The organism is Marinobacter xiaoshiensis (genome assembly GCF_031631795.1).
Classification (GTDB): Bacteria; Pseudomonadota; Gammaproteobacteria; order Pseudomonadales; family Oleiphilaceae; genus Marinobacter; species Marinobacter xiaoshiensis.
The window spans coordinates 35,006-59,436 of sequence record NZ_JAVMBO010000006.1; the positions used below are offsets into that span (position 1 = coordinate 35,006).

A 24,431-nucleotide genomic window follows, 5' to 3' on the forward strand; every position below is an offset into this window, starting at 1 on the left:
GATGATAGGTGCGATTCAAGCTATCAGCCAACTAGCGTATGCTAGCAACGTGATGATTTCTCCGCAGCCTGAATTTGCTCTGCCAAACACGAATGGTTTGAGATTACAGCAAACAGCCGGCACATACGCACGAAGCGAGCTTAAGAACATGTCGTCAGCATCTGTATTTGCACTATTCTCCGCAGCTCTCATTGCACTGGCTGTTTTCTATCTGTTCTTCTACCGCACCTGGCGACGTGAAAGAGAGCTGAAACAGCCCTTCCCAAAAGCCTGGCGAAAACACCTCCAAACAACGGTACCCCTGTATCGCCAATTGCCAACACCGCTGCAGAAAACTCTAAGGGATCAGGTTCAGCTCTTCATCGCAGAAAAGAACTTTTACGGATGCGACGGATTTGAAATAGACGATCGCGTTCGGGTAGCCATTGCCGGGCACGCATGCCTTCTCACGGTGAAGCGCTCATATGGGGATTTTGATGACGTTCGCAGCATCCTTGTATACCCGGATGTATACCGGGTGCAGGCATCCGAGCGTGATGGCATGGTGGTTGGCGTGAGCGATCAGATCAGGGCCGGAGAAGCATCCTCACTAGGCCAGGTAGTGTTAGCTTGGTCAGAGTGTGAAAGCGGGGCTATGCGTGCGGGCAGCGAGCACAATGTAATTCTTCACGAATTTGCCCACCAGCTTGATTACCTGGATGGCTCTGCAGACGGCGCTCCGCCTCTTGGTAGCGAGCAAGCAAAAGAATGGCAGGAGATTATGACTACTGCCTTTAACAACCTAAGGCACTCGCTCATGCATCGGAGCACAAGTTGGCTCGATCCTTATGGCGCAACAAAGCCGGCTGAGTTCTTTGCTGTGCTGACAGAAACCTTCTATCAGCAACCTCAACACCTGAAAGAACAACAGCCGGCAGTGTATGATCTGCTTCGGGACTTCTACAGAGTGGATCCTGGAGAGCTGGCCCCGAGCTAGCCCCGCAAGATTGGCGGTTTAACCGTTAAGGCCGAGGCTCTGCGCATCCATCTCGATGCTGCGATCCAGCAACTCAAGATAACCCGCTTTGGTTTTCACCTTGGTTTGGGCGTGGGCTCTCATGTTCAGTTTACGGAAGCCCTGGGCGAGTTCATTCGCACGGCTCATAAGCTGTTCCGGAGCAACCACTTCATCCAGGTATCCTGCAACTACAGCGCCTTCAGGGCCGTATATTTCTGCATTGATCACCGACCGGTAAAAATGTGCCGGCGCCAGACGGTGGCGGGCAATCTCGATACCTGCATGGTGCATGGTCATGCCGATAGCCACTTCGTTCAGTCCCAGCTTGAAACTGCCCTCAACACCTACACGGTAATCTACAGAGAGCAGAACAAACGCTGCTTTTGCAAGTGCATGGCCGCTGCATGCTCCGATAATCGGATACGGAAATGCGGCCAGACGGCGGGTGAACTTTGAGCCAACAGTCACCAGGGCAGCGGCTTCCTTCATTCCCTTTTGCATTTCTTTCAGATCGTAGCCGCCGGAGAAAATACCAGGTTGCCCGGTCAGGATAACCACTGCTTTATCCTGTTCTGCCTGATCGAGAGCTTTGTGCAACTGTTCAAACACTTCATGGCTCAGGGCATTCACCTTGCCGTTGTTGAGCACTACGGTCGCAACACCGTCATTGAGTGAGTAGCTTACTAGGTCGGTCACCGGCGTTTCCTCTTGGTGGAGATAGGTCTGATTTCGCAGAACTTTGCCAGCTTATGCCTGCAGCCACAAATCATTATTCACCAGGAACCCGTTTCTTGTCTGATTTGTCAGCTTCTACGCCGGAGTTTCACCTGCAATTGGGCCTTGAAACCCTTCTTTGACGCCAGGGGGATCAGATAGTTGTCACCATCCTGCTCGGCCTTACTGCCACCGCGCTCGCTCCACTGTTCATCCGTGGTGACATAACGCAGATTCCATCCGTCTTCAGTGGGCGTCATTTTCAACGTGAGTGTATCCCGATACAGGTATTCCCCTTCCACCCGGTGCTCTGTCCAAGGGGCTCCATCTACAAAATAATCGGTGGCAGAAACGGCAAGCTCGACAGTCATCACCATGGTTCGACCCCGATCAACCGTAATTTTTGAACTATCGAGAAATGCGGAGAACAGCATTGGAGAACGCGCAGAGTCCAGCCCTGCCCGCTTTGGTTTCATCATTTCGTCGAATTTTCGCAATACTGCGCTGAAGGTTTCTTTACGCCTTTCTGTAAGCCTAAAACTGCGAGCGCCCCGGGGGGAAACAGTCGCTTCAAAATAATAGGAGGCGCGAACCCGACGACCTTCTTTTCTGGCCTTTTCTACCGAAGGCGGCAGTGGCAAGGATTCCACATTCATCACCCCGTCTACGCGCACATCACCAAACAGAAAGCGTACCAGGTTCTGATAGCCGTCTTCGGAGTTAACAATGCCGTAGGGGCCGCTGTGGCTGCGATATACAAAAGCTCTGGGCGCACCCTGAACGGCCGCATTCTCGATCGCAACCAGCCCATCGCTCATCTTGCCCGCAAGCCACTTGGACACGCCTTTGGCGGCACCATAGTCTTGCTGGTTTGTTCCCACCAGGCAGAAAAACCGGTCCGGATCGAATTTGCCATCCAGGGAATCCACTCTGGAAGGCTTGCCGTCAAACCCAAGATAGTCTGCCATGACTGACCGGTTGAAGTTGTTGATATCCCAAAGCCCGAGAAACGCCGGCACGTTGATACCGGCCATTTCAATACCATTGTGCGGGGTGGCATAGGTAAACACCTTGTCCACTATCTGCCGAACGGCCGGGCTGCTGATTCCACCATTCTGTAAAAGACACCGACACACCAGGCCACCCATGGAGTGCGCCACCAGATTCACCCGGAACTCTGCCCGGCGATCCATATCGTCGCCGCATAGCTGGTCGCGGATATTCAGAATCAAATCACCCAATTGCAGAGCTGCCGCGGGAATTGAAAGTGGCTTTCCTTCGCCGAAATCCCGGTCTGCCTGATCGTAGTAGCGGTATATAACAACGGTTTTAGGCGTGATGTCGCGGTCGACCTCGGCACCATCGGAAAACGCATCTGTGTAGCCGTAGTCTTTCATCAGGCGCATCATGGGCGATTCGAAGACCTGTTTATAAATACTTCCGTCCCAGGATTGACGCACTTTGGTCGCGCCCAGATTGAAGCCCATATAGGGCATGGAAACGGTATCGGCAATTTCGCTGGCGGTCATGGCGTAGCCACGAACGTAGATAATGGGGTGGAACTGGCTCATGAGTCGTGCATCCTTTCAGGCTGATCCTGCATTGATGCATGCGATATTCGTTCCGGAAGATTAATTCTCTGGTAGAGGCGAGGACTTGCGCCCTATCGGCCCAACTGGCTTTGAAGAATGTGTAAAGAAGACTGACGAGGCCGGGCCCAAAAATGCTCTCAGGAAAAGTAGTACCGAACCATTTGGGCAACGATCAAGAGCGCCACCAGCGGAAAGATAAAACGCGTTATGTTGCCATAGTTTCCCGTTTCGTCTTTTGGCGCATATTTCTCGACCAAAGGCAGAATAATAATCAACGCAATGAACAAAACGGCAAGTATTGTTAGCAGTACGCCCATAAAATACTCCTTAGCTAGCCGACCTTGATGCAATTCCGGCCACTATCCTTGGCAAGATAGAGTGCCCGGTCGGCTCGGTTAAACACCATTTCTTCGGTATCATCGGGGCCAAAGCCCGCCAGACCACCAGAGAACGTAATCGTCAGCCGCTCCCCGCCAAAATGAAATGGCAAAGCACTGACATGGGCTCGAATTTTATCCAGCACAGCATGTGCCTCGTCGGGAAGCGTTTCCGGAAACAGTACGACAAACTCCTCGCCACCAAAGCGGGCCGCAAAATCGGTGGTGCGCACGCGTTTTTTTATCTCCCGGGCTACGACCTGAAGCACTTTGTCGCCAGCCTTGTGGCCATATGAGTCGTTCACGCGTTTGAACAAATCTATATCAAGAATGCTGAGTGTCAGTGGATACTGATAGCGCTGCCAGCGATTCAGCTCAAAGGCCATCCTTTCTCGCCATGCTTCACGATTGGGAAGTTGGGTAAGCTGGTCCGTCATGGCACGCTCGCGTTCCTTACGAACCTGGCCCTGCATCTGACCCGAGTAGGCCTCCATCAGAGCCACCTTCTCACGCATTGCCGCCAGCTCTTGGGATAGCGCTTTTTCCCGTTCGGATTCCTGAGCCTGGAACCGACTAACTACCATGCCGATACCTTCCAGATGGCGGCCAACTGAATCTTTCAATTCCTGCAGATCATCACTGGCTTCGATATGCCGGCTAACCAGCTCGATCTCTTCACGAATTTCCCGCTCAAGGGCTTCTGCAGCTGCCTGACGGCCGGTTTGAGCACTCGACTGAACCGAAAAATGCTGCTTCAGCGCCTCGAGTCGCTCATCCAGACGCTTCAGGAAGCTCTCGAATTCGCGCTGGCCACGGGTGACTGCTGCTATCACCAGATCTGCCACCTGGTTTAGCCCTTCCCTCAACTCTTCCCAGCTGTCACTGGTCAGAAGCGATCTTTGCAAATTCCTTGCATGCGTCTCTGCTTCCGCCTCTAAAGAAACCTGGCTGAGCAGCTGACCAATCAGATGTCCAACACGCCGGGCGATCAAAAGTCGCTGCCTATTTTCTACTTCAGTGGCAGTTCCGGTAGATGGCTCGCTGCGGTTTCTGGAAGTACGGGGAGCAGCAGCATCCAACTGAGCAACCTGACGATCGATCTGTGCCTGCAAATCTTCCCAGATAGTTACATCAACGCTGTTCTTGAGGAGGTCAGATCGGACTCTGGCAAGCAAGCGATCCAGCTCCTGCGTCTGTCCTTCAGAGGCCAGGCTGATGCACACCAGCATGCGCTCAAGTGCATTGCGCTCGATCTTCCAGCGCTCTTCTCTATGCTTTACAGACTCCAGCTCATGAAAATATTTTTCTTTCCAGGACTGATCCGATGTCATATGTAGTTTCTTCCTGTCTGGGGCAGGTAATAATGGCCATGCGCTTCGATACGGCGCACCTTGAGTTGGCTCCGGTCGTAAATCCAAGCCGATTTCTGGTAATCAAAATCAGCATAGACCCTTTTGGCGACTGTGTCCGAGCGGCCAATAACATCCATAAGAGCCCCTCTGAATGCAAATGAACGCAGTCATTTACCGAGAAGCTGACATAGTTTTAAGTATACCCACAAAATCTGTGGATAACTTTGTGAAAAGGCGCGGGACAAGCCTGCTCAGGCCAGTTAAAACGGGCGTTCGACAAACATGACCGTTAACTGATCAGATCATTTACTGCTCAGCGATATCTTGTTGAATCGTCAAACAATATGGACGCTCTAACGCCGAACGCACATCGCCCATAGAGAAGACTCTGGAAAACTCGGCGAAGCGTTGCCCCTGAAACCAGAGGTGAATGACTGGCAGTGAAAAAATGCCCCGCGAGGCACACACTGGTGCAGACGCCTGGCAATCTACATACGCCATAATCAGCTCAGGAAATTCCTCCCTGGCCACGCGCTCCAGCTGTGGTTTCACCGACTGGCACACGCCACAGCTTGCACCACCGTACAGCACAAGGGCTGCAGAACTCGTATTAACAAGCTCTACCAGTGCGTCTTCACTATCAATCACCCTCATGCTGCCACCCATCTTCAGCAACCGTTACTCTTCAACCACTGATCAATCTGGCCCTGGTTCATTGCACCACTTTGCCGTGCAAGCTCGCGGCCATTGCGGAACAGTATCAAGGTAGGGATGCTGCGAATATTGTACTGACCTGCCGGTGCCGGGTGCTCTTCGGTATTGAGCTTGGCAAAACGTACTTTGCCCTTCCAGCCCTGAGCCGCCTGCTCAAACTGGGGTGCCATCATTTTGCAGGGGCCACACCAACTTGCCCAGAAATCTACCAGTACAGGCACATCGCTGCGCCCGGTGTGGGGAGCAAAATTTTGCCCCGTCAGCTCAAGCACTTCGCCCGGCCATAATGGCTGCTTGCAGGCTCCACAGTTACCGCCAGATGCCAGCCGCTCAGCCGGCACACGGTTCAACTTGTCGCAATGTGGACAAACAACATGTTTAAGATCGTCAGTCATGCATTCACCTCATCACACTTATAATGTCAGTTTGGCTATCTATACATCAGAAACTGGACAGTTCATCTTGCAGGTCTTTTTTCAGCTCATCTGCTTCTGTTATCCACAGAGTTTTATCGGCCCCCGGGAATACGCCCACTTGCAGGCCGTCTTTCGATAATCCAGGTACCCATTTCTTGAAGAAATCTGGCAGCGAGATACTTTTCGGGGTCAAACCATCTGCGCCCTTGGCATATTCAACGGCAAATTCGGAGCTGGGCCAAACCGGCAAATGTGCTACACCGTCATCCTCCGACACTATGGACAGGAAGCGGCTCTCCGAATTAACGAGTATCCAGATCTCCCGCTCTTCCAATACTTCGCTCAGGAAGTAGTCGTATCTCTCTTCACCATCCATTTCGAGTACGCTGGCTAGCTCTTCGCTATTCATAAATCTGAATCTCTGTTGAGTGAATCAGGCTCAGGGTTAACTCCCTGAGCTTTTCGGTACATCCATGCAAGGCCCAAGAGAGCGAGCCCCAAACCCATAAAGGCCGCAACCCGCCAGAACCCTTGCAGGCCGGCCATATCGATCAAGAAAATCTTGCCGATCACAATCCCCAGCAAAGCCATGCCCACCTTGTACAAGATGATATGGGTGCTTTTTGCGGAATAAACAGTGGAGTAGAGGATTGCCACTATGGCGTAAAGCATGCCGACTACCGAATAGGTATACAGCTCGCCCTCGGTCATGCCATGCCACAACGCCATGTCGCTGCCCTGCCAAAGCTGGCGAATTTCCAGAGCAGTGAATAAGAGAAACCCTGCCCCCGCGACACACATTGACCAGAGCTTGGGCGCAATCTGCGGGAACCGGCTGATAACAAGAGCCAGCAGTACCGGGCCACCAAAAGCAGGTAACAGCATATTGAAGATGGGCGTGCTGCCAATGAAACTGCCACTCCACCAAGGGTTATGCAAAGTGAGCAGCGTGAAGTAGCTGAGGGCGGAAAGTGCCAGCAGGACCCATGAGAACAACCGGTAGAGCCAAGCCAATGATTGACTGGACTTTGCCCGGAAAGCATAAGTCACACTGAGCGCGCCCCAAAGCAGCGTATTCATGGTTGCTTCGATCAAGCTGTATTCGTGAACAAAAATATCACCGTCGTACAGCCAGTAACGCAGCTCCGCGCCCAGGAACAACACCAGCAAGTGCAGGGTTGCGCCTTCCAACCAGGGGCGAATCGAATGGCCTTTCTCTGAAAGCCTGGTAGCAACCGCCGCCAGTAATGTAGCACCACCATAGGTCCATAGCGTCCAGTGCACACTGGCATCGTAACCTTGTATCCATGGATTGAAAGTGAGCCGCGCAACCACCAGCGCCAATACGCACTTCAGCAACAGGTACAGCTCTGGCATCTGATAGCGCCGAGCCAGCCAGGTAAGGCTGACGAACTGAACCGATAAGGCCAGGGTGAGTGATGCTTCACGGAAAGCCATCACTGCGGCCAGTGAGTAACTGACGTGCGCCGCCATCAAGGCCCAGACCACGCCGTTCCCATAACGAGCCTGCCCTTCCATCCGCCAGGCCAGAACGCCGTATACTGCCCCAAGCACCAAGGTGGCAACCGCCCACACAACCGAAGTTTCGCCATAGCCTTGCAGCAACAGCCAGCCAAGCACCAGCCATACCAGCGGCGAAAGCAGGGTTAACGAGGCCCAGCGTCGCTGGTCGGCATAGCGCCCCCACAGCCAGAGGCCCAAACCAGTGGTGGTGATGGCAGCGGCAATCAGGTAGCTGACAAAACCAGCCTGCTGCGCCAGGGGAATCTGCATCAGGTAAAACAGATCGCCATCCATTCGCCCCATATACAGCAACCAACCGGCAGCACTGGCTAACACGGCACCCCAAGGCAAAAACCACAGCGTACCCCGGCTCTGAGGAATCAGGGATGCGACCGGCAGAATGAGCAGCCAACTCCACAACGACGGGTTATCAACAGATTGATGTGCAATCGAAATACCCCAAATCGCCAACAACGGCAGAAGCGCCTCACGCAAACGTGAAGGTGCGGCCTGCTCTTCGCCCGGCAAGAATGCAAAAGCAACAAACAAGGCGGCCAAATACATCGCCGTTGCCAACTCAGCAGGGGCTGCAGCCACGGTGGCTGCCCACCAAAGCAAGGCACCGGCCAGTGTGGCGTACCAGAGCCAATCACGGAAAACGTAACGCATTAATAGCAGCGAACTGATCGTAATCAGAAAGCTGTACGAGAGCACAAAGGCGACGCTGCCGTCCTCGCCACCAATAAGCAAAGGCACGATATAGGCGCCACTCAGCCCCATAATGGCCAGCAGTGGGCCATGCACCAGAGCCAAAGCCATGGTAGCCAGAGACACAGCCGCAAGCAGGATTAACCCGACAACCGGGCTGATTAGCTGGTAGTGGTGAACACCGGCAAGCAATGCGGCGTATAGCGTGATACTGCCCCCGCCCGCCAAGGCGGCAAACACCTGATCTGTGCTCATGTGCCGCCTGCGCAGGTATTCCGCGCCTGCGTGCAGGGCAAGGCCCGTAACAAGAGCGAGCAACAGTTGCTGTACAGGGCCAATCAGCCCCGCGCTGATGGAGTGGCTGACCATGAATATCCCCGCCAGCGCCACACTCAGGCCACCCAGCCAGACCATCCAGTTTTCTTTCAGGGCCTTTTTGATGCCTGAATAATCACGAGCCGGTGCAACTGAATCCAGCCAATCACCTGCCTCAACGCCAGGCTCTTCGGCCCATTCAGTCTTCGCTGCAACAGGAACCGGTGCAGGCTCTGGCGCCGGCGGCTGGACATAGGCCAAGCCTTCGGCTGCAGGCAGAGGACCGTCTGGCTGTTGCTTATTTGATCCACCAGAGCTTCGGAGAATCTCAATTTCCCGGCGCAGCTCCGAGACCTCCTGACCCAGGGATTCAATGCGTGCAGAGTGTGCATTCCGCTGCTGAAAAGCCATGAAGCCCAGAACAGAGCCCACGGGTATGAACAGTGCCAGGCCCACGCCAAGCAAAATGAGCATTGCTTCCAAATCCCTTTATCCTTTCGAAGTTTCCATCTGGTGCAGCGCGAGTCGCTGGTGCAGTGTGCAGTCTAACTTCTCTGAAGCAATAGCTCACCCGTAAAGGACACTACCCAAAGCTCGCACTTTACGTTAAGGTCAACTTTGTCCTGTTTAATCCGGTTTTATCCAAACCGGGCGAACTGGCAATAAGAGCCATATTGCAACACCGGCAGGGTTGCTCAATGCGTTCTATACTCTGGAAAATCACCGGCAAATAGAACAAGGCTCCATAACTTAACGAGGCCCCCACAAGGGGCATTTTGTTCCTCAAGCCATCACCCCAGGAAGAGGATTATGACAACAACAAAGTACAAATCCGTTTACACCCCTGTCTTTACAGACGGCTCGGAATATCACATTCCGACACTCAAACTCCTGAAACAGGACGGCTCGCTCTACAAAGGCAGCAAAGCGCCTGTCATCGACAAAGACAAAGCGCTACGAATTTACCGCGCCATGGTCACCACCCGCATTCTGGATGAACGCATGCTGGGCGCCCAACGACAAGGCCGCCTAAGCTTCTACATGCAATGCACCGGTGAAGAGGCTTCCGTTATCGGCAGCGCTGCGGCCCTGAACGACGCTGACATGATCATGGCCCAGTACCGTGAGCAAGGTGCTTTGGCCTATCGCGGCTTCACTATTGATGAGTTCATGAACCAGCTGTTCGGTAATGAGCGGGACTACGGCAAAGGCCGCCAGATGCCGGTTCATTATGGTTCCAGCAAACTCAATTACATGACTGTTTCATCCCCCCTTGCCACTCAGATCCCCCAGGCAACCGGCTATGCCTATGGCCAGAAAATGGCCGGCGACGGCCATTGCACCATTGTTTACTTTGGTGAGGGCGCAGCTTCGGAAGGCGACTTCCACGCGGGCCTTAACATGGCCGCCGTACACCGTGTGCCCGCTATTTTCTTCTGCCGTAACAATGGTTACGCCATTTCCACCCCCGCGAATGAACAGTTTGCCGCCGACGGCATAGCGCCTCGTGGGTTCGGCTATAAAATGGATACCATTCGTGTCGACGGCAACGACATACTGGCCGTTTATCAGGCCACCGAAGCCGCCCGCAAACTGGCCGTGGAAGAGAACCGCCCGGTACTCATCGAAGCCATGACCTATCGCCTGGCGGCGCATTCCTCATCCGATGATCCCTCCGGCTACCGCAGCAAAGATGAAGAGGCCGTGTGGCGTGAAAAAGATCCTATCTTGCGCATGCAAAACTGGCTCACCAGGAAAAAATGGTGGAGCGAGAGCGAAGAAAAAGAGCTGCAGGAACGTATGCGCCGTGAAGTGCTGGAAACCATGAAGCGAGCCCAAAAGCTCCCCCCTCCTCCTTTGGAAACCCTGGTAACGGATGTTTACGACGAAGTGCCCCCGCTGCTGAACGCGCAGTTTGAAAAACTGAAGGCACACATTCGCAAATATCCCGATGAGTATCCCAAGTCGGCTATCCACGTTCAGGGAGGGGCATAACATGGCTAAAATGAACATGCTACAAGCCATCAACGACGCCCTTGATCTGGCGATGGCTGCGAACGACAAGGTGTTGTGCTTTGGTGAAGATGTGGGTGTCTTTGGCGGTGTTTTCCGGGCCACCAGCAACCTGCAACAGAAATACGGTAAAGATCGCTGCTTCAACACGCCTCTGGTGGAGCAAGGCATTATCGGCTTCGCCAACGGGCTGGCCGCTCAGGGCTCCTTCCCGGTAGCCGAGATTCAGTTCGCCGATTACATATTCCCGGCCTTTGATCAGATTGTTAACGAGTCCGCCAAGTTCCGGTACCGCTCGGGCAACCTGTTCAATGTGGGCAACATGACCATTCGCACGCCCTACGGCGGCGGAATTGCCGGCGGCTTGTACCACTCCCAGTCACCAGAAGCCTACTTCGCCCACACTCCAGGCTTGAAGATTGTGGTGCCACGCAACCCGCACCAAGCGAAAGGGCTGTTGCTGGCCTCCATCAATGACCCCAACCCGACGATCTTCTTTGAGCCAAAACGCTTGTATCGAGCCTCTGTTGGCGAGGTGCCTGAGGGGGAATACCAATTACCACTGGGCGAAGCCGAAGTTCTCAAGGAAGGCACCGATGTAACGGTATTGGGCTGGGGTGCTCAAATGGAAGTCATCGATAAAGCCGTCGAAATGGCAGAAAAAGACGGCTTCTCCTGCGAAGTGATTGATTTGCGCACCATCCTGCCCTGGGATGTGGACACCGTTGCCGAATCGGTGCTTAAAACCGGGCGCCTGGTGATCACTCACGAAGCGCCGCTTACGGGTGGTTTTGCGGGCGAGATTGCCGCCACCATTCAGGAACGCTGCTTCCTCTATCTGGAATCGCCGATCGCTCGGGTGACCGGGATGGACACCCCCTTCCCGCTGGTGCTCGAAAAAGAGCACTTCCCCAACCACCTGAAGGTCTATGAGGCCATTCGGGAAAGCGTCGAATTCTAAGCAGATATCCGGACAGGAGAACAATTATGAGCGATTTTATACTGCCCGATATCGGCGAAGGTATCGTGGAATGTGAGCTGGTCAAATGGCTGGTAAGTGAAGGCGATCTGATCGAAGAAGATCAGCCGGTTGCAGAAGTAATGACCGACAAGGCGCTGGTGGAAATACCTGCCCCCTATGCAGGGCGGGTAACACGCCTGTACTGGAAGGAAGGCGATATAGCCAAGGTGCATGCGCCGCTGTTTGAACTGGTGGATGAAAGCGGTGAAGCTTCGGGAGAACAACCCAAAGCCAGCGACGAAGGCAAACACGCCGAACCAGAGGCCAGGCAAGCGGAACCTGAGAAAAGCCCTGATCGCGCCGAAACTGTCGCCTCAGCCGCTCCTTCAGCGCGGAAAGACGGTGAGCGGACGCCCGCCAGCCCAGCGGTGCGCCGCTTGGTTCGCGAGAACGACCTGGCGTTGGAGAATATTCAGGGATCGGGCAAGGATGGCCGCGTACTCAAAGCCGATGTGCTGTCCCATTTGGAGCAACCTGCATCCGGCGGCTCATTCGTCTCAGCAGGCAGTAGTCCAAGAGCTGAAGCGCAAAACCAGGAAGTCCGCATAGAGCCCATCAAAGGCATGCAGGCTGTCATGGCCAAACGCATGGTGGCATCGGCCTCCACCATTCCCCACTTCAACTTCAGTGAAGACATTGATGTGACGGAATTGCTCGCCCTGCGCCAGCAGCTCAAGCCAGAAGCCGAAGCACGTGGTTCCCGCCTCACGCTCATGCCGTTCATCATGAAGGCTATTGCACTGGCCGTTCGTGAGTATCCAATACTCAATAGCCAGATCAATGAGGATGTAACCGAAATCCACTACCAGCCACAGTGCAACATCGGCATGGCCGTGGACAGCAAAATAGGACTGCTCGTACCCAACGTGAAAAACGTGGGCCAGCTCACTCTGCTGGAGATAGCCGACGAAGTCACCCGCCTCACCGAATCTGCCAGAGAAGGCAGGGTTAGCCAGGCGGATCTCAAAGGCGGCACCATTACCATTTCCAACATTGGTGCACTGGGCGGCACTTACGCCTCACCCATTATCAATGCTCCGGAAGTGGCAATCGTGGCTTTGGGGCGCACCCAGAAACTGCCAAGATTTGATACCAATGGGCAAGTGGTAGAACGCTCCATCATGACCGTCAGCTGGGCGGGCGACCACCGCATTATTGATGGCGGCACCATTGCCCGTTTCAATAACCTGTGGAAAAGCTATCTGGAGTCACCACAATCCATGCTTCTGCACATGAGCTGACAGGTATGGCGCCGCCGAACCAATCATTGCCGATGCCGCAACAGGCCCAGCTTCAGCAATTCTACATCCCGGAAGAGCAGTCGATTTATCTGCTCAGTCACGACGATGCCAAGAAGCTGAAAAACTGGGTTGAGCTGTGCACAGATCAGCTCAGGCAAATGGGCTACGCGGACATAGCAATGATTGGCAAGGGCGCCTTTGGTTTTGTCTTTGCCGGCCGGTTGCCGCTGGAGGGTGCGCGGGACCTTGAGCATGTATTCAAGTTCACCCGCATCACCCTACCCCAGCACCTGCATGACCGGCTGGAAGACGAAGCCTATATTCTGGAACAGGTGGAGCACCCCCGGGTGCCCGCCCTGGTTGCCTACCACCGCGCTGGCAGCCAACCGATTCTGGTGATGGAGCGCGCACCGGGCTTTAATCTGGAAGAGGTCTCTCTCCGGCAAGGCCGCCTGAGCCCGCGCCTGATCATCCGCATTGCCGATCAATTAGCCGACATTCTGCGCAATCTGCGACGTGAAACCGATAGCGGGAGGCGCCCAATTGTGCACGGAGATATCAAACCGTCCAATCTGGTGTTTGATGCAGAAACCGAGAACATCGCCCTGATCGACTGGGGCTCCTCGGTCTTCGCTCAACTGGATGCTAACCAGCAGTTCCTCAGCCCCAGCGTAATGGAGCTGATGTCCGACAACCTGCAACAAACCAATGCCCGTTTGGGCGATGTGTACTTTATTGGTGAAGAGCAACTCTACGGCGGGCTCTCATCACCACGATTTGATGAACAAGGCGCGGCGGCCACGCTTTATGCTCTGGCCTCTGGGCAGTCTTGCCGCTTTGGCCATCTGGCCATACCCGCAACATCTCTTGGCTTACCCATGGAATTTGCCCGCATGCTCGATGGGATGCTGGACCCGGATCCAGCCATGCGCATGCGAGCCGGCGATCATTACCTGAACGAGATGCCGCGTATGGCGCGCACAGTGATGATTGATTTACCGGAACCGCCTCCTACGCCATTGGTGCCCATCTGGACACGTATTTCAGATCGAGAAATCGACACCGTAGTTTACAGCTCCCGAAAGGCTTTCTTGCGCCAAGAGGGTTCGGACCAGTCGCTGAGTGATGTAGACGACGTACAGTTGGATCGCTACTACAAAAACTTCATGCAAGGCATGGGGGACACTGAAAAAGCTTTCCTGGCCGCTGTCAGCCGGTTGGGCCGTTATCCGGTAGAGGGCGGGCTGGCAGTTCGCTGGGAACCAGACGGCGTATACGTGGACACCTCCCTGAACCTGCACGACGCCGAGCTACGAACCTCCTTCACCACCGCCGTGAACAACATGGTGAATCTTGCCCAGGCAATCTATCGCCAGGGTATCTTCAAGAGCTGTCTGTTCAACGCCCGGGATACTCTGCACATTGAGCGGGAGGAACAGGACCAGCCATTCATAGCGCCACCGGAGATGCGGCTGCCGTATCAGGTGAGTTCCGCACCTGAAGTGGAAGACCGCTCACGAATACACTCCTACTTTGAAGACGGGCCAGACCCGGAAGAGTTTCTGGTGCTACCCGAAACTATCATCAAATCCCTCGAGGCCCTCAACAGCATCCGCCATACCGGTATGATTATCTTCGAGGCTCTGCCCCTGCACCTCAAAATCCACAGCCAGTACCGACTGCTGGATCCGGATAAAGAAGACGAGTTCCGCCAACGGCTGGATGAAATTCTCGCCGCCGTGGATCAGATTACCGGGCTGGGCGTATCCGGCTTTATGAAAATGCCCTATAAAGACGCTCGTTTCTTTCCTTACATCGAGCGACTGCCTGAGCGTTATTATCCCAGAAACCCAAGGTTGGAAGCGTCGGACTCTACCTTGTCAGGCAGCTGAAAACACTCTTAGCCAGACGATAACGAACAAAAAAGTCACTCCTGCTCCTTCAGCATAGTGAGTACCTTTCACCCAACGAGCCTGCTGCAGTATATTTGAACAATACGTTTGGATAGTTGCCATCAGCCTGGAGTTACTAAAGACTTCAAGCCTATAGTTTGCGCCTTGCATCTGTGAGCAAGACTTTCTGGGACTGCACCGATTATTCGAACATGCTGTAAGCACCCGATTTAATGCCACCTAATAGCCGTTACAGCTCAACCGTATGAAATGCACGATACGAAACTGGCCAATTACTGAGCGTCGGCATACAAGGTGAATAATTGATCGGAGCAATGACACCAATGGTTTGATGGCATTGTTTTCAAGGTGCTGGAGGCCAGATCAACAGGAACCACAGATCATTTATACCGATCAAAGCTTTCAGAGAACAAAAATATGCTGCACTTACCTTTACTGAATGGACTCAAAACGTTCGTAGTTGCCGGAAGCCATCTGAACTTCACGCGAGCCGCCGATGAACTGCTGGTTTCGCCTTCGGCTATCAGCCATCAAATTCGAGCACTTGAAGATTATCTAGGGGTCAAGCTGTTCCTAAGACAAAACCGCGCACTTTCTTTGACACCAGAAGGTGCACGCCTGCATCAGGCCCTAGAGCAACCATTCGACCAAATAGCCAGAGCCATTCTGGACACGCAGCGAAACCGGGATACGGAATCTCTCCGCATTGCTCTACGCCCTTTCTTTTCGGGGGCATGGCTGGCGCAACGGTTAAACCGATTCTGGGGTAAGTGGCCACAGATTAGGATTGATCTGATCCACACTATAAAAATGATGGATTTCAATACAGAAAACATTGACCTGGAGATTCTCTGGGGCAAGGGCGACTGGCCTGATCTGGAAGCTAAAATGTTAGTGCCTGGCAACCTGACACCAATCTGCAGTGCCGGACTGATCGAAGAGCAAGGGCGCCCGGTATCGCCCGCAGATCTGACCCGGTACACACTTATTCACGATGAGGATCATTCAGCCTGGGGTGCATGGGTAGACAAAGCCAATGCGGGACCGGTGGATTTTTCAACCAATTTGACCATTGATGATACCAACGTACGGCTGCAGTCGATCCTCAATAATCAGGGCATTATGTTGGGGTGTCCGGCGCTTTTGAGAGAGTATCTTTCCGATGGGAGGCTAGTACAACTTTTTGATATCTCGCTTGATACTTATTCCTACTACTTGGTTTATCCAAAAAACTTTCAGCTGACCAAGAATATGCAAATTTTCGTCGATTGGCTTTTGGCGGAAACAGACGCAGACCATATGTGAATCCAGCTCATAGACACATGAGCACGCCTCCACTCTAGCCGCGTAAATTTATGACAGTATGAGACTCAGGTGGTGAGCTCATCATTGCTGTTTTCCTAATTACAATAATTATTCTCAAGCCAGTGGAGAGAAGACATGAGAAAAACAACAAGCACTATACTAGTTCTTTCATTAGCTTTTACCTTGACCAATATCACATCCGTAAGCGCCAAAGAAATCGTTTGGGATATGCCAAACGAGTACCCTGCGACATCTGTCCAAGGTAAAGGAGATCAGGCCTTCGCGGCGCTTCTTGAAGAGAAAAGTGGTGGTAAGATTAAAATTGCGCATCACTTCGGTGGCGCTTTGGGCTTCAAATCCAAAGACCAGCTGGATGCGGTGGGCGATGGCATCGTTCAGGTTGCCAATACCTTCATCCCCCCCCTAGGCGGCATTAATCCGGTCTTCTTGTTGTCGTCGCTTCCATTTTTGAGCTCCAACACTGAAGAAGCGCGGATGCTGTTTGATACGGCGCGCCCAACCTATGAGCGGGTCTTGGCCAAATACAACCAGCGCTTGCTGTACTCGTCACCCTGGCCTTCCAGTGGTATTTGGGGAAAAGAGCCGCTGCAGAGCCACGAGGCCATTGGCAACCTCAAAATGCGCACCTACGACGCTAACGGCACTCAGGTGTTCCGCGATGTGGGTTCAGCCCCTATCCAGTTGAGCTGGGCTGACATAGTGCCATTGCTGAGTACCGGTGGAATTGATGCAGTACTGACGTCGATTGAGTCTGGATTGAGTTCCAGCTTCAATGATTACGTTACCTATTTCACCGCGATTAACTATGACAGCACCATCAACCTGGTGACGATGAACCGCGATGTCTGGGACGATTTGTCTCCGGAATTACAAGCTGCTGTAGAGGCCGCTGCTAAAGAGACCGAAGACAAACTATGGGCCAATGCAAGTACTATTATTCAGAACAGCTATGCCGAAGCTGAACGTCGTGGTGTCACCATCATGAACGAAGTTCCAGCAAACTTCCGTAAAGAACTGCAAGACGCCTCGACACCCGTTATTGAATCCTGGGCCAGCAAAATGGGCCCCGATGGCCGTGAGATCCTGACCAGTTATCGGGCAGCCATCAAAAATATTCAATAAACACCCAAGTTGATCTGATGTCGATATAACTCACTTGCCAGCTGCGATAGTCGCTGTTGATGGGTGGGTTGTATCCATATCATGCAGAACTGCCTACGTGTGGTTGCTAAAAAATGGGACGGTTAAACAATGAATAATCCCTTCATGAAAGCCTTTAGCGTGTTTGCGACTGGGTTTTCTGTTCTTGCAAGTCGGCTTTCAATGGCTGGGGCAATTGCTGCTATTATCTTTATGGCGGGAATGACTCTGCATATTATAGTAGAGATATTACTGAGATATTTTTTCAGTACGTCCACTTTTGTGCTCGATGAATTCGTTGGTTATGGCGTCGCGGCGATGACATTCCTAGCGCTGAGCTATACCTTCGAACATAATGTACTGATCAGGGTTAACTTTATACTTCTTAAAATTCGCAGCGCGCTCGCGCGCAAGATGCTTGAAATCTCGTGTGTAATGACAACACTGGTTTTATGCTCATTTATTGCACGCTATTTCTGGAGAAGTATCAGTCGTAACTTTGAGCGTGGCTCAACCAGTGAAACAATTGCTCAAGTCCCTTTATGGATTCCGGAGTCATTAATCCTTATTGGCCTGATCATATTTGTTATTCAGATGCTCGCTTATGTTTTTAGATTATTATCTGGCAGTAAATTAATGTCTGAACAATAAAAAAGGGTAAATGACGATGGATGTTCTATTAAGCATGGGCTTCATGTTGTTGCTGATTATACTTTTCCTTGGACTTGGTATATGGGTATTTTCAGGGCTAATACTGGTTTCAATATTCAGTTTGGCAATTCTTGCGGATTTTCCGATGGATCGAATTGGTATGATCGCTAAATCCATTATCTGGCGCAGTTCCAGTGCATGGGAATTATCGGCGATCCCGTTGTTTATTTGGATGGGGGAGATTATTTTCCGTACCGATATATCCGACCGGCTGTTTCGCGGCTTGTCGCCACTAGTGCAATGGATGCCAGGTCGCCTTCTGCATACCAATGTGTTGGGCTGCACCCTGTTCGCAGCGGTAAGCGGCTCTACGTCGGCAACTACGGCGACGGTCGGCAAAATCACCACCGGTGCTCTGGCCGAGCGTAATTACAGTAATTCTCTATCAATAGGTTCGCTGGCTGGTGCGGGTAGCCTGGGCTTGTTGATCCCACCCTCAATCGTAATGATTATTTACGGCGTGTTGGCTGAAGTTTCGATCGCCAAGCTCTTTGCCGCCGGTATTCTGCCGGGTTTGTTGGTCGCGTTTGTTTACTCCATGTACATCATCACTCGCTGTACCATGAACCCAGAGCTGGCCCCCAAAGAGACGGAGCCGTTTAGTCTGAAAGAGTGCATCAGCGGGTTGCAGAACTTGTTACCGGTGGTGTTTCTGATCGTGCTGGTGCTGGGCAGTATCTATGCCGGTATCGCGACACCTTCAGAAGCCGCAGCAGTCGGAGTGTTGGCTACGTTCTTTGTGACCATCGTCATGGGCAGTTTCTCATGGAAGGTCATTATCGAGGCCGCTATGGGAGCAATACGTACCTCGTGCATGGTGTGTTCCATCCTGATTGCCGCGGCGTTGCTGTCCACGGCCATTGGTTATTTGCACATCCCCTCTCAGCTGGTGGCTGTAATTGAAAGTATGGGTCTCACGCCTTATGCCTTATTGCTGATTCTGGCGTTGTTTTATGTGGTTCTCGGATTCTTCCTTGATGGTATTTCTATCATCGTTATGAGCCTGCCGATCACGCTGCCGCTGATCTTGCAGGCAGGGTTTGACCCGATCTGGTATGGCGTGTTTTTGGTACTGATGATTGAGCTGGCGCAGATGACGCCGCCAGTAGGGTTCAATCTGTTCATACTTCAGGGCCTGACCGGGCAGCCTATCGGTACGATCGTAAAAGCGGCGTTTCCGTTCTTCTTGCTGATGGCTGCCGTTGTCATGGTAGTGAGTCTGTTTCCGAGCATTGCGTTGTTCTTGCCGCAGTTAATGTCATGAGAGTGAATACCAAAAGGACTAATTCATGAATATGCCAAAGATTAACCGGGTGTTGTACACGACTGCACTTGGTCCCCATAGTCGACATGTATATCGGCATGCTCTAAAGCTGGCTTATAGAAACGAAGCCGAGCTGATTATGCTGCACGTAATCAGACCAGTTGGCTCTATGGGTGAAGCTCTGATCAAGGAATACTTGCCGGCAGACCTGGTGGAAGAAGTGCACGATGAAGGCGTGCGTCGGGTTATGGCAAAGATGGAAAAACGGCTACAGGAAATCATGTCAGACGAACTGAAAGATATGGGAAAGTACACAAACGTTGTGGTACGACCCATGGTAGTAACCGGGCGCTATGACCAGGCGATCCTGGACACTGCCACAGCAGAAGGTGCTGACGTAATCGTAATGGGAACTGAGAACCGCGCCGGGATGCAAAGCAGTAAAACCCAGCGCGTTATTCGCCGCTCAACTATTCCTGTATATGTCGTACCAACGGGAAAACAATATCCTCAGTAAGTGCTTATAGAGCATAAAAAAACAGCGATCAAATGATCGCTGTTTTTTTATTAAGAGATGGGTTCATTTAATTCGATAATATAGCCATCAGGATCGTAAACAAACCCCAACATTCTAGTACCATGGTTCATGGGTTTAGCAGGGCTACGAATACTTACCCCTTCAGCCTCCAAATAGGCCATGGCTTCTTTTACATTTTTAACATTAAAGGCAATGTGCCCATAGCCCTTTCCTTTATCGTAAGGTTCTTTTGTATCCCAATTATAGGTTAGTTCCAAAGTGGTGGTTTCATTCTCCGGTCCATACCCTAAAAATGTGTTGGTAAACCTGCCTTCTGGATATTCATTCTGTCGCAATACCTTCATACCCAGAATCCGAGCATAAAAGTCAAGAGATTTATCCAGATCGGAAACACGAAACATCGTGTGGTCAAGTCGAAAATTTGGTTTTATAGTCATCGTATTTAGGCCCACAGTTATAAAATTTACCGATACCACCCTAACATAGATGACCCTCTATTTTTTAAACAGGCATGCTGAGGTTTACTCACCCTGCATTGAAGTCTACTCGCTTCCCTAAGCATTAGAGCTCAGGCAACATAATGACAAATGGGCTCATCATTTATTTAGAGTCTTTTCAGCAAGGTTTATACGGTCGTGTTGATCTTCAAGGGAGTTATATTCAAATGAACATTAAAAAAACAATAAGTCCTCTACCAATCGAAACTTTCGATATAAGTTATCCTGATGATAAAGGATCGCCAATTTATTCTTTGCCTGCTGAGACCTACTGGTCCAAAGAATTCTATGAGTTTGAGTTGAACGCTGTTTGGCGTAGCGACTGGATTTGTGTTGGTCGCGCTACCGACATCCCCAATGCGGGCGATTATTACACGGTTACGATTGGCAACGACCCACTAATCGTTATTCGCGATCGAAGTGGCTCTGTAAACGTGCTGTCTAATGTATGTCAGCACAAAGGTATGCTTATCCTGGAAGGCCGGGGCAATACTCGCCGCTTACAGTGTCCTCTGCATGCCTGGGTTTATAGTACCAAAGGTGATCTGGTTTCTGCTCCTGGTTTGACAGACGTAGAAGAAGACTTTGATATCAAGGAGGTATGCCTACCCAAGATTCGCGCTGATCAGTGGGAAGGGTTTGTCTTCATCACGTTTGATGAAACCATTCCATCGTTGCAGGATCGTCTCGGCAATCTCGGCGAGCAACTCAAAAACTACGATCTAGCAGGAATGCGCCCACCAGAGCCACTGGAAATGGAAACCTTTGACTGGAACTGGAAAATCTTCAACGACGAGTGCTACCACTGCGGTTATCTGCACGCTTCGTCGTGGGGTGAAATGTATCCGCTCCCACCGTCTGCGGTGGATGAAGATGCCATATATAACGATGACTCCCAGGGTATCGTTTCTTATCACCTGCTCAGTACTCATCCAGATGCAGCGCCAACTCACACCGGCTCGATCTTACAGCCAGGGTTGCCCGGCCTGACTGAAGAAGAGCGTAGTCGTCTGAGCTATATCACTGTTGCACCCAATATGTTCATCGTGGCGATGCCCGATAAAGTTAAGTATTTCATTTGGTTACCTGCTGGGCCAACACAGACGTTCTATGGTGTTTCCTGGCTGTACCCTGAGAGCACGCTTGAACGAGAAGATTTTAGAAAGAACTTCGATCAAGAGCACACTGATTTGTGGCCTGTCATGGAAGAAGATCTGTTTGCATGGCGTCGGACACAGGCAGGGATGGAGTCCAGCTTTGCTACACGAGGTCGTTTAACCTCAAAAGAGCAGGTTATTCACCGTTTGCAAAAGTGGCTGATTGACAAATACCGCGCTGAGGATGCTGCTGTGAAGGCACAGGACATTCCAGCCCGCAAAAAAGTCAGCTAACAGAGTGATCAGGCGGGCTCACATATACGAGTGAGCTTGCCTGGCTGTTATCCCCTCGGACAACCGGTGTCTTGGTAATGGTACGGCACCCCGGAGTGTATTTATGGCAAATAACAAAAATATCGCAGTCAAAGTGGCTAGCCGGACACAACTCAACGAAGACATTGTCAGATTAACGTTGGTTGCGCTAGACGGCTCACCCTTGCCAGCCTGGGAACCGGGTGCTCACATTGAACTGCAGCTGAGTACCGGCAATGGTACCGACGAAGATGCCATTATGCTGCGTCACTATTCTCTGTGCGGTGATTATAACTGTACTGATAATTGGGAAGTGGCAGTGCTGCGTGAACAGAGCGGCCGCGGAGGCTCTGCATACATTCACGAAAAACTGAAAGAAGGTGATGTGGTGAAGGTTTCCGGACCGCGTAACCACTTTCCTTTCAAACCGGGTAAAAAAGTGCTGTTTATTGCCGGTGGTATCGGCATTACCCCGATTCTGCCGATGATTCAGCAGGCAGAAGCGGAAGGCATCGATTGGCGCCTAGTGTATTTGTCCAGAGAGCGCAGCCGTTTGGTGTATCTGGACCGGTTTGAGGAATACGATAGCAAGCGCATACGCCTGAACGGTGACGTCGAAGACGGGTTTTGTGATCTGGTGGAGCTGTTAAGCACTTGCGATTCAGAAACCACGGTGTACTCCTGTGGCCCGAAACCACTGCTGGACGCACTGGAAAACCTACACCGTGAACAAAAAGAAGCCGGTTGGAGTTTGACCATTGAGCGCTTTACCGCCAAAGAATCGGCCCTTGATCAGAGTGGCTCCTTCGATGTGGTCATCAACAGTACCGGTAAGCGTGTTCATATACCGGAGGGGCAGTCGATCCTTGAAACCCTTCGCGATCAAGGCATTAGAATTACCTGCTCCTGCCGTGATGGAGTCTGTGGCACCTGTGAAACTGGCGTGCTGGCCGGACTACCTGATCATCGTGACTCGGTATTGTCTGAAGAAGAGCGAGCAGATAACGATTACATGATGGTTTGTGTTTCGCGCGCGCTCTCAGAAGAGCTGGTGCTGGATCTTTGATTTCTGATCCCTGTAGAAACCAACGAATTACCTGGAGAGAAATAGATGTCGATTAAGCGAGTAGTGGTAACCGGTGGGTCTGGCCGGGTTGGTGGTTACGTCGTGCGTCAGCTCTTACATGATTATAACGTGGTGATCGCGGATCTGGTGCCAGGCAATGCGGATGCCGAGTATGTGCAAGCTAACGTTATGGAGCTGGATGAGTTACGGGCCGCATTTAAAGGCGCTGACGCCGTTGTGCATCTGGCCGCAATCGATTTTGACTGGAAAGCACCGGAAGAGCACTACATCAACGTTAACGTTCGCGGTACCTGGCATGTATTACAGGCTGCCTCAGAAATGGGCGTCAAAAAAGTTGTGTTGTGTTCCAGTATTTCCGCCTGTGGCTTATCAGAAATGCGCGCTGACTGGACACCCGAGTACCTGCCGGTTGATGAACGCCATGACAATAAGCCTGTGCAAGCCTACAGCGTCAGCAAGCTGGTTATGGAACAGATGGCTCAGAGCTTCGCCAACGGCACCAGTATGGACGTAATTTGCCTGCGACCATTGGCTGTGGTTTTGGACGAAACACTTGATGAATATATCGAGTTCGTTGACCACCCGGATCGTCACTGGCTGTTTTACTATGTGACCGCTGCTGATGTAGCGACGGCTTTTGACGCAGCGTTGAAAACAGAAGGTTTGCGCTATGGAACCTTCTTCTTGAGTGCTGATGACACCTCACATCCCAAACCAACCACCGAGTGGTATCAGGATGTAATCGGGCCTCTACCCGAGATCGCCAACCCAAGGCTGTATCAGCAAAACCCACGTGCTTCTATTTTCAGTAATCGCCAGGCCAAAGAGGTGCTGGGCTGGCAACCAACGTCCAATTTTGACGAGTTACGCGCGAAAGCAAAGAGCCGTCAAAAATAACCAACGAAAAACTCAATAAAAATGTCAGGAGTATCTGAAATGAAATCAGTACGTACGGGAAAAGTCGATTGGACCGGTGATAACCCTTTCATTTATATGAAAACGGATCCTGAGGGTGACTGGACATCTTTGTCTGTGTACTTTCGCATTGCGGCCTCAGACTACGGTCGTGGCGAAGCCATTATCGTGTTGGAAAACCCATATGAGCTGGAAGACAACAGCGCAGTTCGTGTGTGCCTGACCGACAACCTTGAGCTGGCCCGCTACCTGGTTAAAGACTTTCTCTCTAATTTCGCCCTGTTCCGCAAAGCCGTTTCGCTGGAGAACATGGAATATATCGATGATGCAACCTTCAAGACAGAAGCAGATTCCCCGAAACAGCACATCGAGTCGGCGTATTCAGCCAGTAAAGATATGACGGTCAACCTGATCTGGAATGGCCTTAACGAGCCGTTTGCCGTGGCCTTGCCACCGGCTGAAACCCAGACTGGCAAACATGAAATGTTCTGTGTTTTCCAGGCGGCTACCAGTGCCCAGGTTGAAGTGAACGGCAAGGCAATTGAGGGACAGCCCATAGAACGCGACTTCCTTGACCGCCGAGCTATGTCTGCCGCGCTGGCAAGCAGTGAAAGCTGGGTGCAGATGTCCTGAGACCTTCTCTCTGA

At 52.0% G+C, this 24,431-nt stretch carries 24 protein-coding genes; 14 read left to right on the forward strand and 10 right to left on the reverse strand.

Annotated elements, in window-relative coordinates:
* Positions 1 to 148 precede the first annotated feature (148 nt).
* A complete protein-coding gene (locus tag RKA07_RS03305) occupies positions 149 to 976 on the forward strand; it encodes a M90 family metallopeptidase (protein ID WP_200202697.1) in 828 nt (275 codons plus the stop codon).
* Positions 977 to 994: 18 nt separating this feature from the next.
* Here RKA07_RS03305 and RKA07_RS03310 read toward each other — a convergent pair whose 3' ends face one another.
* The 9 genes from RKA07_RS03310 to RKA07_RS03350 all read right to left on the reverse strand — a co-directional run bounded on the left by RKA07_RS03310 (position 995) and on the right by RKA07_RS03350 (position 9,183).
* Positions 995 to 1,693 carry a crotonase/enoyl-CoA hydratase family protein gene (locus RKA07_RS03310; protein ID WP_310965565.1) on the reverse strand — a complete coding sequence of 233 codons (699 nt, stop codon included), beginning with the start codon at positions 1,691 to 1,693 and terminating at the stop codon, positions 995 to 997.
* Between the two features lie 107 nt (positions 1,694 to 1,800).
* A complete protein-coding gene (locus tag RKA07_RS03315; RefSeq protein WP_200368994.1) occupies positions 1,801 to 3,282 on the reverse strand; it encodes an esterase/lipase family protein in 1,482 nt (493 codons plus the stop codon).
* A gap of 158 nt (positions 3,283 to 3,440) precedes the next feature.
* A complete protein-coding gene (locus RKA07_RS03320) occupies positions 3,441 to 3,620 on the reverse strand; it encodes a hypothetical protein (RefSeq protein ID WP_200368993.1) in 180 nt (59 codons plus the stop codon).
* 14 nt (positions 3,621 to 3,634) lie between these two features.
* Complete coding sequence (locus tag RKA07_RS03325) at positions 3,635 to 5,011, reverse strand: GGDEF domain-containing protein (RefSeq protein WP_200368992.1); 1,377 nt, start codon at positions 5,009 to 5,011, stop codon at positions 3,635 to 3,637.
* On the reverse strand, positions 5,008 to 5,169 hold the full coding sequence (locus tag RKA07_RS03330) for a hypothetical protein (protein WP_200368991.1): 162 nt from the start codon (positions 5,167 to 5,169) through the stop codon (positions 5,008 to 5,010). The genes RKA07_RS03325 and RKA07_RS03330 overlap by 4 nt, the downstream gene beginning before the upstream one ends.
* A gap of 169 nt (positions 5,170 to 5,338) precedes the next feature.
* A complete protein-coding gene (locus RKA07_RS03335) occupies positions 5,339 to 5,698 on the reverse strand; it encodes a thioredoxin family protein (RefSeq protein ID WP_310965566.1) in 360 nt (119 codons plus the stop codon).
* A 2-nt stretch (positions 5,699 to 5,700) separates the two neighbouring features.
* Complete coding sequence (trxC, locus tag RKA07_RS03340) at positions 5,701 to 6,141, reverse strand: thioredoxin TrxC (protein ID WP_200202702.1); 441 nt, start codon at positions 6,139 to 6,141, stop codon at positions 5,701 to 5,703.
* A gap of 46 nt (positions 6,142 to 6,187) precedes the next feature.
* Positions 6,188 to 6,571: a DUF2750 domain-containing protein gene (locus RKA07_RS03345; protein WP_200202703.1), complete on the reverse strand. Its 384-nt coding sequence runs from the start codon at positions 6,569 to 6,571 to the stop codon at positions 6,188 to 6,190.
* Entirely contained in the window at positions 6,568 to 9,183 is a 2,616-nt protein-coding gene (locus RKA07_RS03350; protein ID WP_310965626.1) for a DUF2339 domain-containing protein, read from the reverse strand. The genes RKA07_RS03345 and RKA07_RS03350 overlap by 4 nt, the downstream gene beginning before the upstream one ends.
* A gap of 336 nt (positions 9,184 to 9,519) precedes the next feature.
* On the opposite strand from RKA07_RS03350, the gene RKA07_RS03355 reads away from it, so the two are divergent.
* From RKA07_RS03355 to RKA07_RS03395, 9 genes are all read left to right on the forward strand, one after another.
* Positions 9,520 to 10,704: a thiamine pyrophosphate-dependent dehydrogenase E1 component subunit alpha gene (locus RKA07_RS03355; RefSeq protein ID WP_200202705.1), complete on the forward strand. Its 1,185-nt coding sequence runs from the start codon at positions 9,520 to 9,522 to the stop codon at positions 10,702 to 10,704.
* A gap of 1 nt (position 10,705) precedes the next feature.
* Positions 10,706 to 11,683, forward strand: a complete 978-nt coding sequence (locus tag RKA07_RS03360; protein ID WP_200368989.1) for an alpha-ketoacid dehydrogenase subunit beta — start codon at positions 10,706 to 10,708, stop codon at positions 11,681 to 11,683.
* A 26-nt stretch (positions 11,684 to 11,709) separates the two neighbouring features.
* Positions 11,710 to 12,984: a 2-oxo acid dehydrogenase subunit E2 gene (locus RKA07_RS03365; RefSeq protein WP_200368988.1), complete on the forward strand. Its 1,275-nt coding sequence runs from the start codon at positions 11,710 to 11,712 to the stop codon at positions 12,982 to 12,984.
* A gap of 32 nt (positions 12,985 to 13,016) precedes the next feature.
* Positions 13,017 to 14,876, forward strand: a complete 1,860-nt coding sequence (locus RKA07_RS03370; protein ID WP_310965627.1) for a protein kinase domain-containing protein — start codon at positions 13,017 to 13,019, stop codon at positions 14,874 to 14,876.
* A 438-nt stretch (positions 14,877 to 15,314) separates the two neighbouring features.
* Positions 15,315 to 16,202 (forward strand): LysR substrate-binding domain-containing protein, encoded by an 888-nt coding sequence (locus RKA07_RS03375; protein ID WP_310965567.1) that lies wholly within the window; start codon positions 15,315 to 15,317, stop codon positions 16,200 to 16,202.
* A gap of 135 nt (positions 16,203 to 16,337) precedes the next feature.
* Positions 16,338 to 17,345, forward strand: coding sequence for a TRAP transporter substrate-binding protein (locus RKA07_RS03380; protein ID WP_310965568.1), 1,008 nt, complete (start codon positions 16,338 to 16,340; stop codon positions 17,343 to 17,345).
* A gap of 129 nt (positions 17,346 to 17,474) precedes the next feature.
* Positions 17,475 to 18,014 carry a TRAP transporter small permease subunit gene (locus RKA07_RS03385; RefSeq protein ID WP_310965569.1) on the forward strand — a complete coding sequence of 180 codons (540 nt, stop codon included), beginning with the start codon at positions 17,475 to 17,477 and terminating at the stop codon, positions 18,012 to 18,014.
* Between the two features lie 43 nt (positions 18,015 to 18,057).
* A complete protein-coding gene (locus tag RKA07_RS03390) occupies positions 18,058 to 19,338 on the forward strand; it encodes a TRAP transporter large permease (RefSeq protein ID WP_310965628.1) in 1,281 nt (426 codons plus the stop codon).
* Between the two features lie 25 nt (positions 19,339 to 19,363).
* Positions 19,364 to 19,855 carry a universal stress protein gene (locus RKA07_RS03395; protein WP_310965570.1) on the forward strand — a complete coding sequence of 164 codons (492 nt, stop codon included), beginning with the start codon at positions 19,364 to 19,366 and terminating at the stop codon, positions 19,853 to 19,855.
* Positions 19,856 to 19,905: 50 nt separating this feature from the next.
* Here RKA07_RS03395 and gloA read toward each other — a convergent pair whose 3' ends face one another.
* Entirely contained in the window at positions 19,906 to 20,313 is a 408-nt protein-coding gene (gene gloA, locus RKA07_RS03400; RefSeq protein ID WP_310965571.1) for a lactoylglutathione lyase, read from the reverse strand.
* A 143-nt stretch (positions 20,314 to 20,456) separates the two neighbouring features.
* Between gloA and RKA07_RS03405 the strand changes: the two genes are divergently transcribed.
* From RKA07_RS03405 to RKA07_RS03420, 4 genes are all read left to right on the forward strand, one after another.
* A complete protein-coding gene (locus RKA07_RS03405; protein ID WP_310965572.1) occupies positions 20,457 to 21,764 on the forward strand; it encodes an aromatic ring-hydroxylating oxygenase subunit alpha in 1,308 nt (435 codons plus the stop codon).
* Positions 21,765 to 21,867: 103 nt separating this feature from the next.
* Complete coding sequence (locus tag RKA07_RS03410; protein ID WP_310965573.1) at positions 21,868 to 22,848, forward strand: PDR/VanB family oxidoreductase; 981 nt, start codon at positions 21,868 to 21,870, stop codon at positions 22,846 to 22,848.
* Positions 22,849 to 22,893: 45 nt separating this feature from the next.
* On the forward strand, positions 22,894 to 23,766 hold the full coding sequence (locus RKA07_RS03415) for an NAD-dependent epimerase/dehydratase family protein (protein ID WP_310965574.1): 873 nt from the start codon (positions 22,894 to 22,896) through the stop codon (positions 23,764 to 23,766).
* Positions 23,767 to 23,805: 39 nt separating this feature from the next.
* Complete coding sequence (locus RKA07_RS03420) at positions 23,806 to 24,417, forward strand: hypothetical protein (protein WP_310965575.1); 612 nt, start codon at positions 23,806 to 23,808, stop codon at positions 24,415 to 24,417.
* Positions 24,418 to 24,431: the final 14 nt, after the last annotated feature.

Excerpts from the sequence above, each read along its gene's own strand:
- RKA07_RS03305 (WP_200202697.1), top strand. The coding sequence starts at position 149 with ATGTCGTCAGCATCTGTATTTGCACTATTCTCCGCAGCTCTCATTGCA.
- RKA07_RS03315 (WP_200368994.1), bottom strand. The coding sequence starts at position 3,282 with ATGAGCCAGTTCCACCCCATTATCTACGTTCGTGGCTACGCCATGACC.
- RKA07_RS03320 (WP_200368993.1), bottom strand. The coding sequence starts at position 3,620 with ATGGGCGTACTGCTAACAATACTTGCCGTTTTGTTCATTGCGTTGATT.
- RKA07_RS03325 (WP_200368992.1), bottom strand. The coding sequence starts at position 5,011 with ATGACATCGGATCAGTCCTGGAAAGAAAAATATTTTCATGAGCTGGAG.
- RKA07_RS03330 (WP_200368991.1), bottom strand. The coding sequence starts at position 5,169 with ATGGATGTTATTGGCCGCTCGGACACAGTCGCCAAAAGGGTCTATGCT.
- RKA07_RS03335 (WP_310965566.1), bottom strand. The coding sequence starts at position 5,698 with ATGGGTGGCAGCATGAGGGTGATTGATAGTGAAGACGCACTGGTAGAG.
- trxC (WP_200202702.1), bottom strand. The coding sequence starts at position 6,141 with ATGACTGACGATCTTAAACATGTTGTTTGTCCACATTGCGACAAGTTG.
- RKA07_RS03345 (WP_200202703.1), bottom strand. The coding sequence starts at position 6,571 with ATGAATAGCGAAGAGCTAGCCAGCGTACTCGAAATGGATGGTGAAGAG.
- RKA07_RS03350 (WP_310965626.1), bottom strand. The coding sequence starts at position 9,183 with ATGCTCATTTTGCTTGGCGTGGGCCTGGCACTGTTCATACCCGTGGGC.
- RKA07_RS03355 (WP_200202705.1), top strand. The coding sequence starts at position 9,520 with ATGACAACAACAAAGTACAAATCCGTTTACACCCCTGTCTTTACAGAC.
- RKA07_RS03360 (WP_200368989.1), top strand. The coding sequence starts at position 10,706 with ATGGCTAAAATGAACATGCTACAAGCCATCAACGACGCCCTTGATCTG.
- RKA07_RS03365 (WP_200368988.1), top strand. The coding sequence starts at position 11,710 with ATGAGCGATTTTATACTGCCCGATATCGGCGAAGGTATCGTGGAATGT.
- RKA07_RS03370 (WP_310965627.1), top strand. The coding sequence starts at position 13,017 with ATGCCGCAACAGGCCCAGCTTCAGCAATTCTACATCCCGGAAGAGCAG.
- RKA07_RS03375 (WP_310965567.1), top strand. The coding sequence starts at position 15,315 with ATGCTGCACTTACCTTTACTGAATGGACTCAAAACGTTCGTAGTTGCC.
- RKA07_RS03380 (WP_310965568.1), top strand. The coding sequence starts at position 16,338 with ATGAGAAAAACAACAAGCACTATACTAGTTCTTTCATTAGCTTTTACC.
- RKA07_RS03385 (WP_310965569.1), top strand. The coding sequence starts at position 17,475 with ATGAATAATCCCTTCATGAAAGCCTTTAGCGTGTTTGCGACTGGGTTT.
- RKA07_RS03390 (WP_310965628.1), top strand. The coding sequence starts at position 18,058 with ATGTTGTTGCTGATTATACTTTTCCTTGGACTTGGTATATGGGTATTT.
- RKA07_RS03395 (WP_310965570.1), top strand. The coding sequence starts at position 19,364 with ATGAATATGCCAAAGATTAACCGGGTGTTGTACACGACTGCACTTGGT.
- gloA (WP_310965571.1), bottom strand. The coding sequence starts at position 20,313 with ATGACTATAAAACCAAATTTTCGACTTGACCACACGATGTTTCGTGTT.
- RKA07_RS03405 (WP_310965572.1), top strand. The coding sequence starts at position 20,457 with ATGACAAATGGGCTCATCATTTATTTAGAGTCTTTTCAGCAAGGTTTA.
- RKA07_RS03410 (WP_310965573.1), top strand. The coding sequence starts at position 21,868 with ATGGCAAATAACAAAAATATCGCAGTCAAAGTGGCTAGCCGGACACAA.
- RKA07_RS03415 (WP_310965574.1), top strand. The coding sequence starts at position 22,894 with ATGTCGATTAAGCGAGTAGTGGTAACCGGTGGGTCTGGCCGGGTTGGT.
- RKA07_RS03420 (WP_310965575.1), top strand. The coding sequence starts at position 23,806 with ATGAAATCAGTACGTACGGGAAAAGTCGATTGGACCGGTGATAACCCT.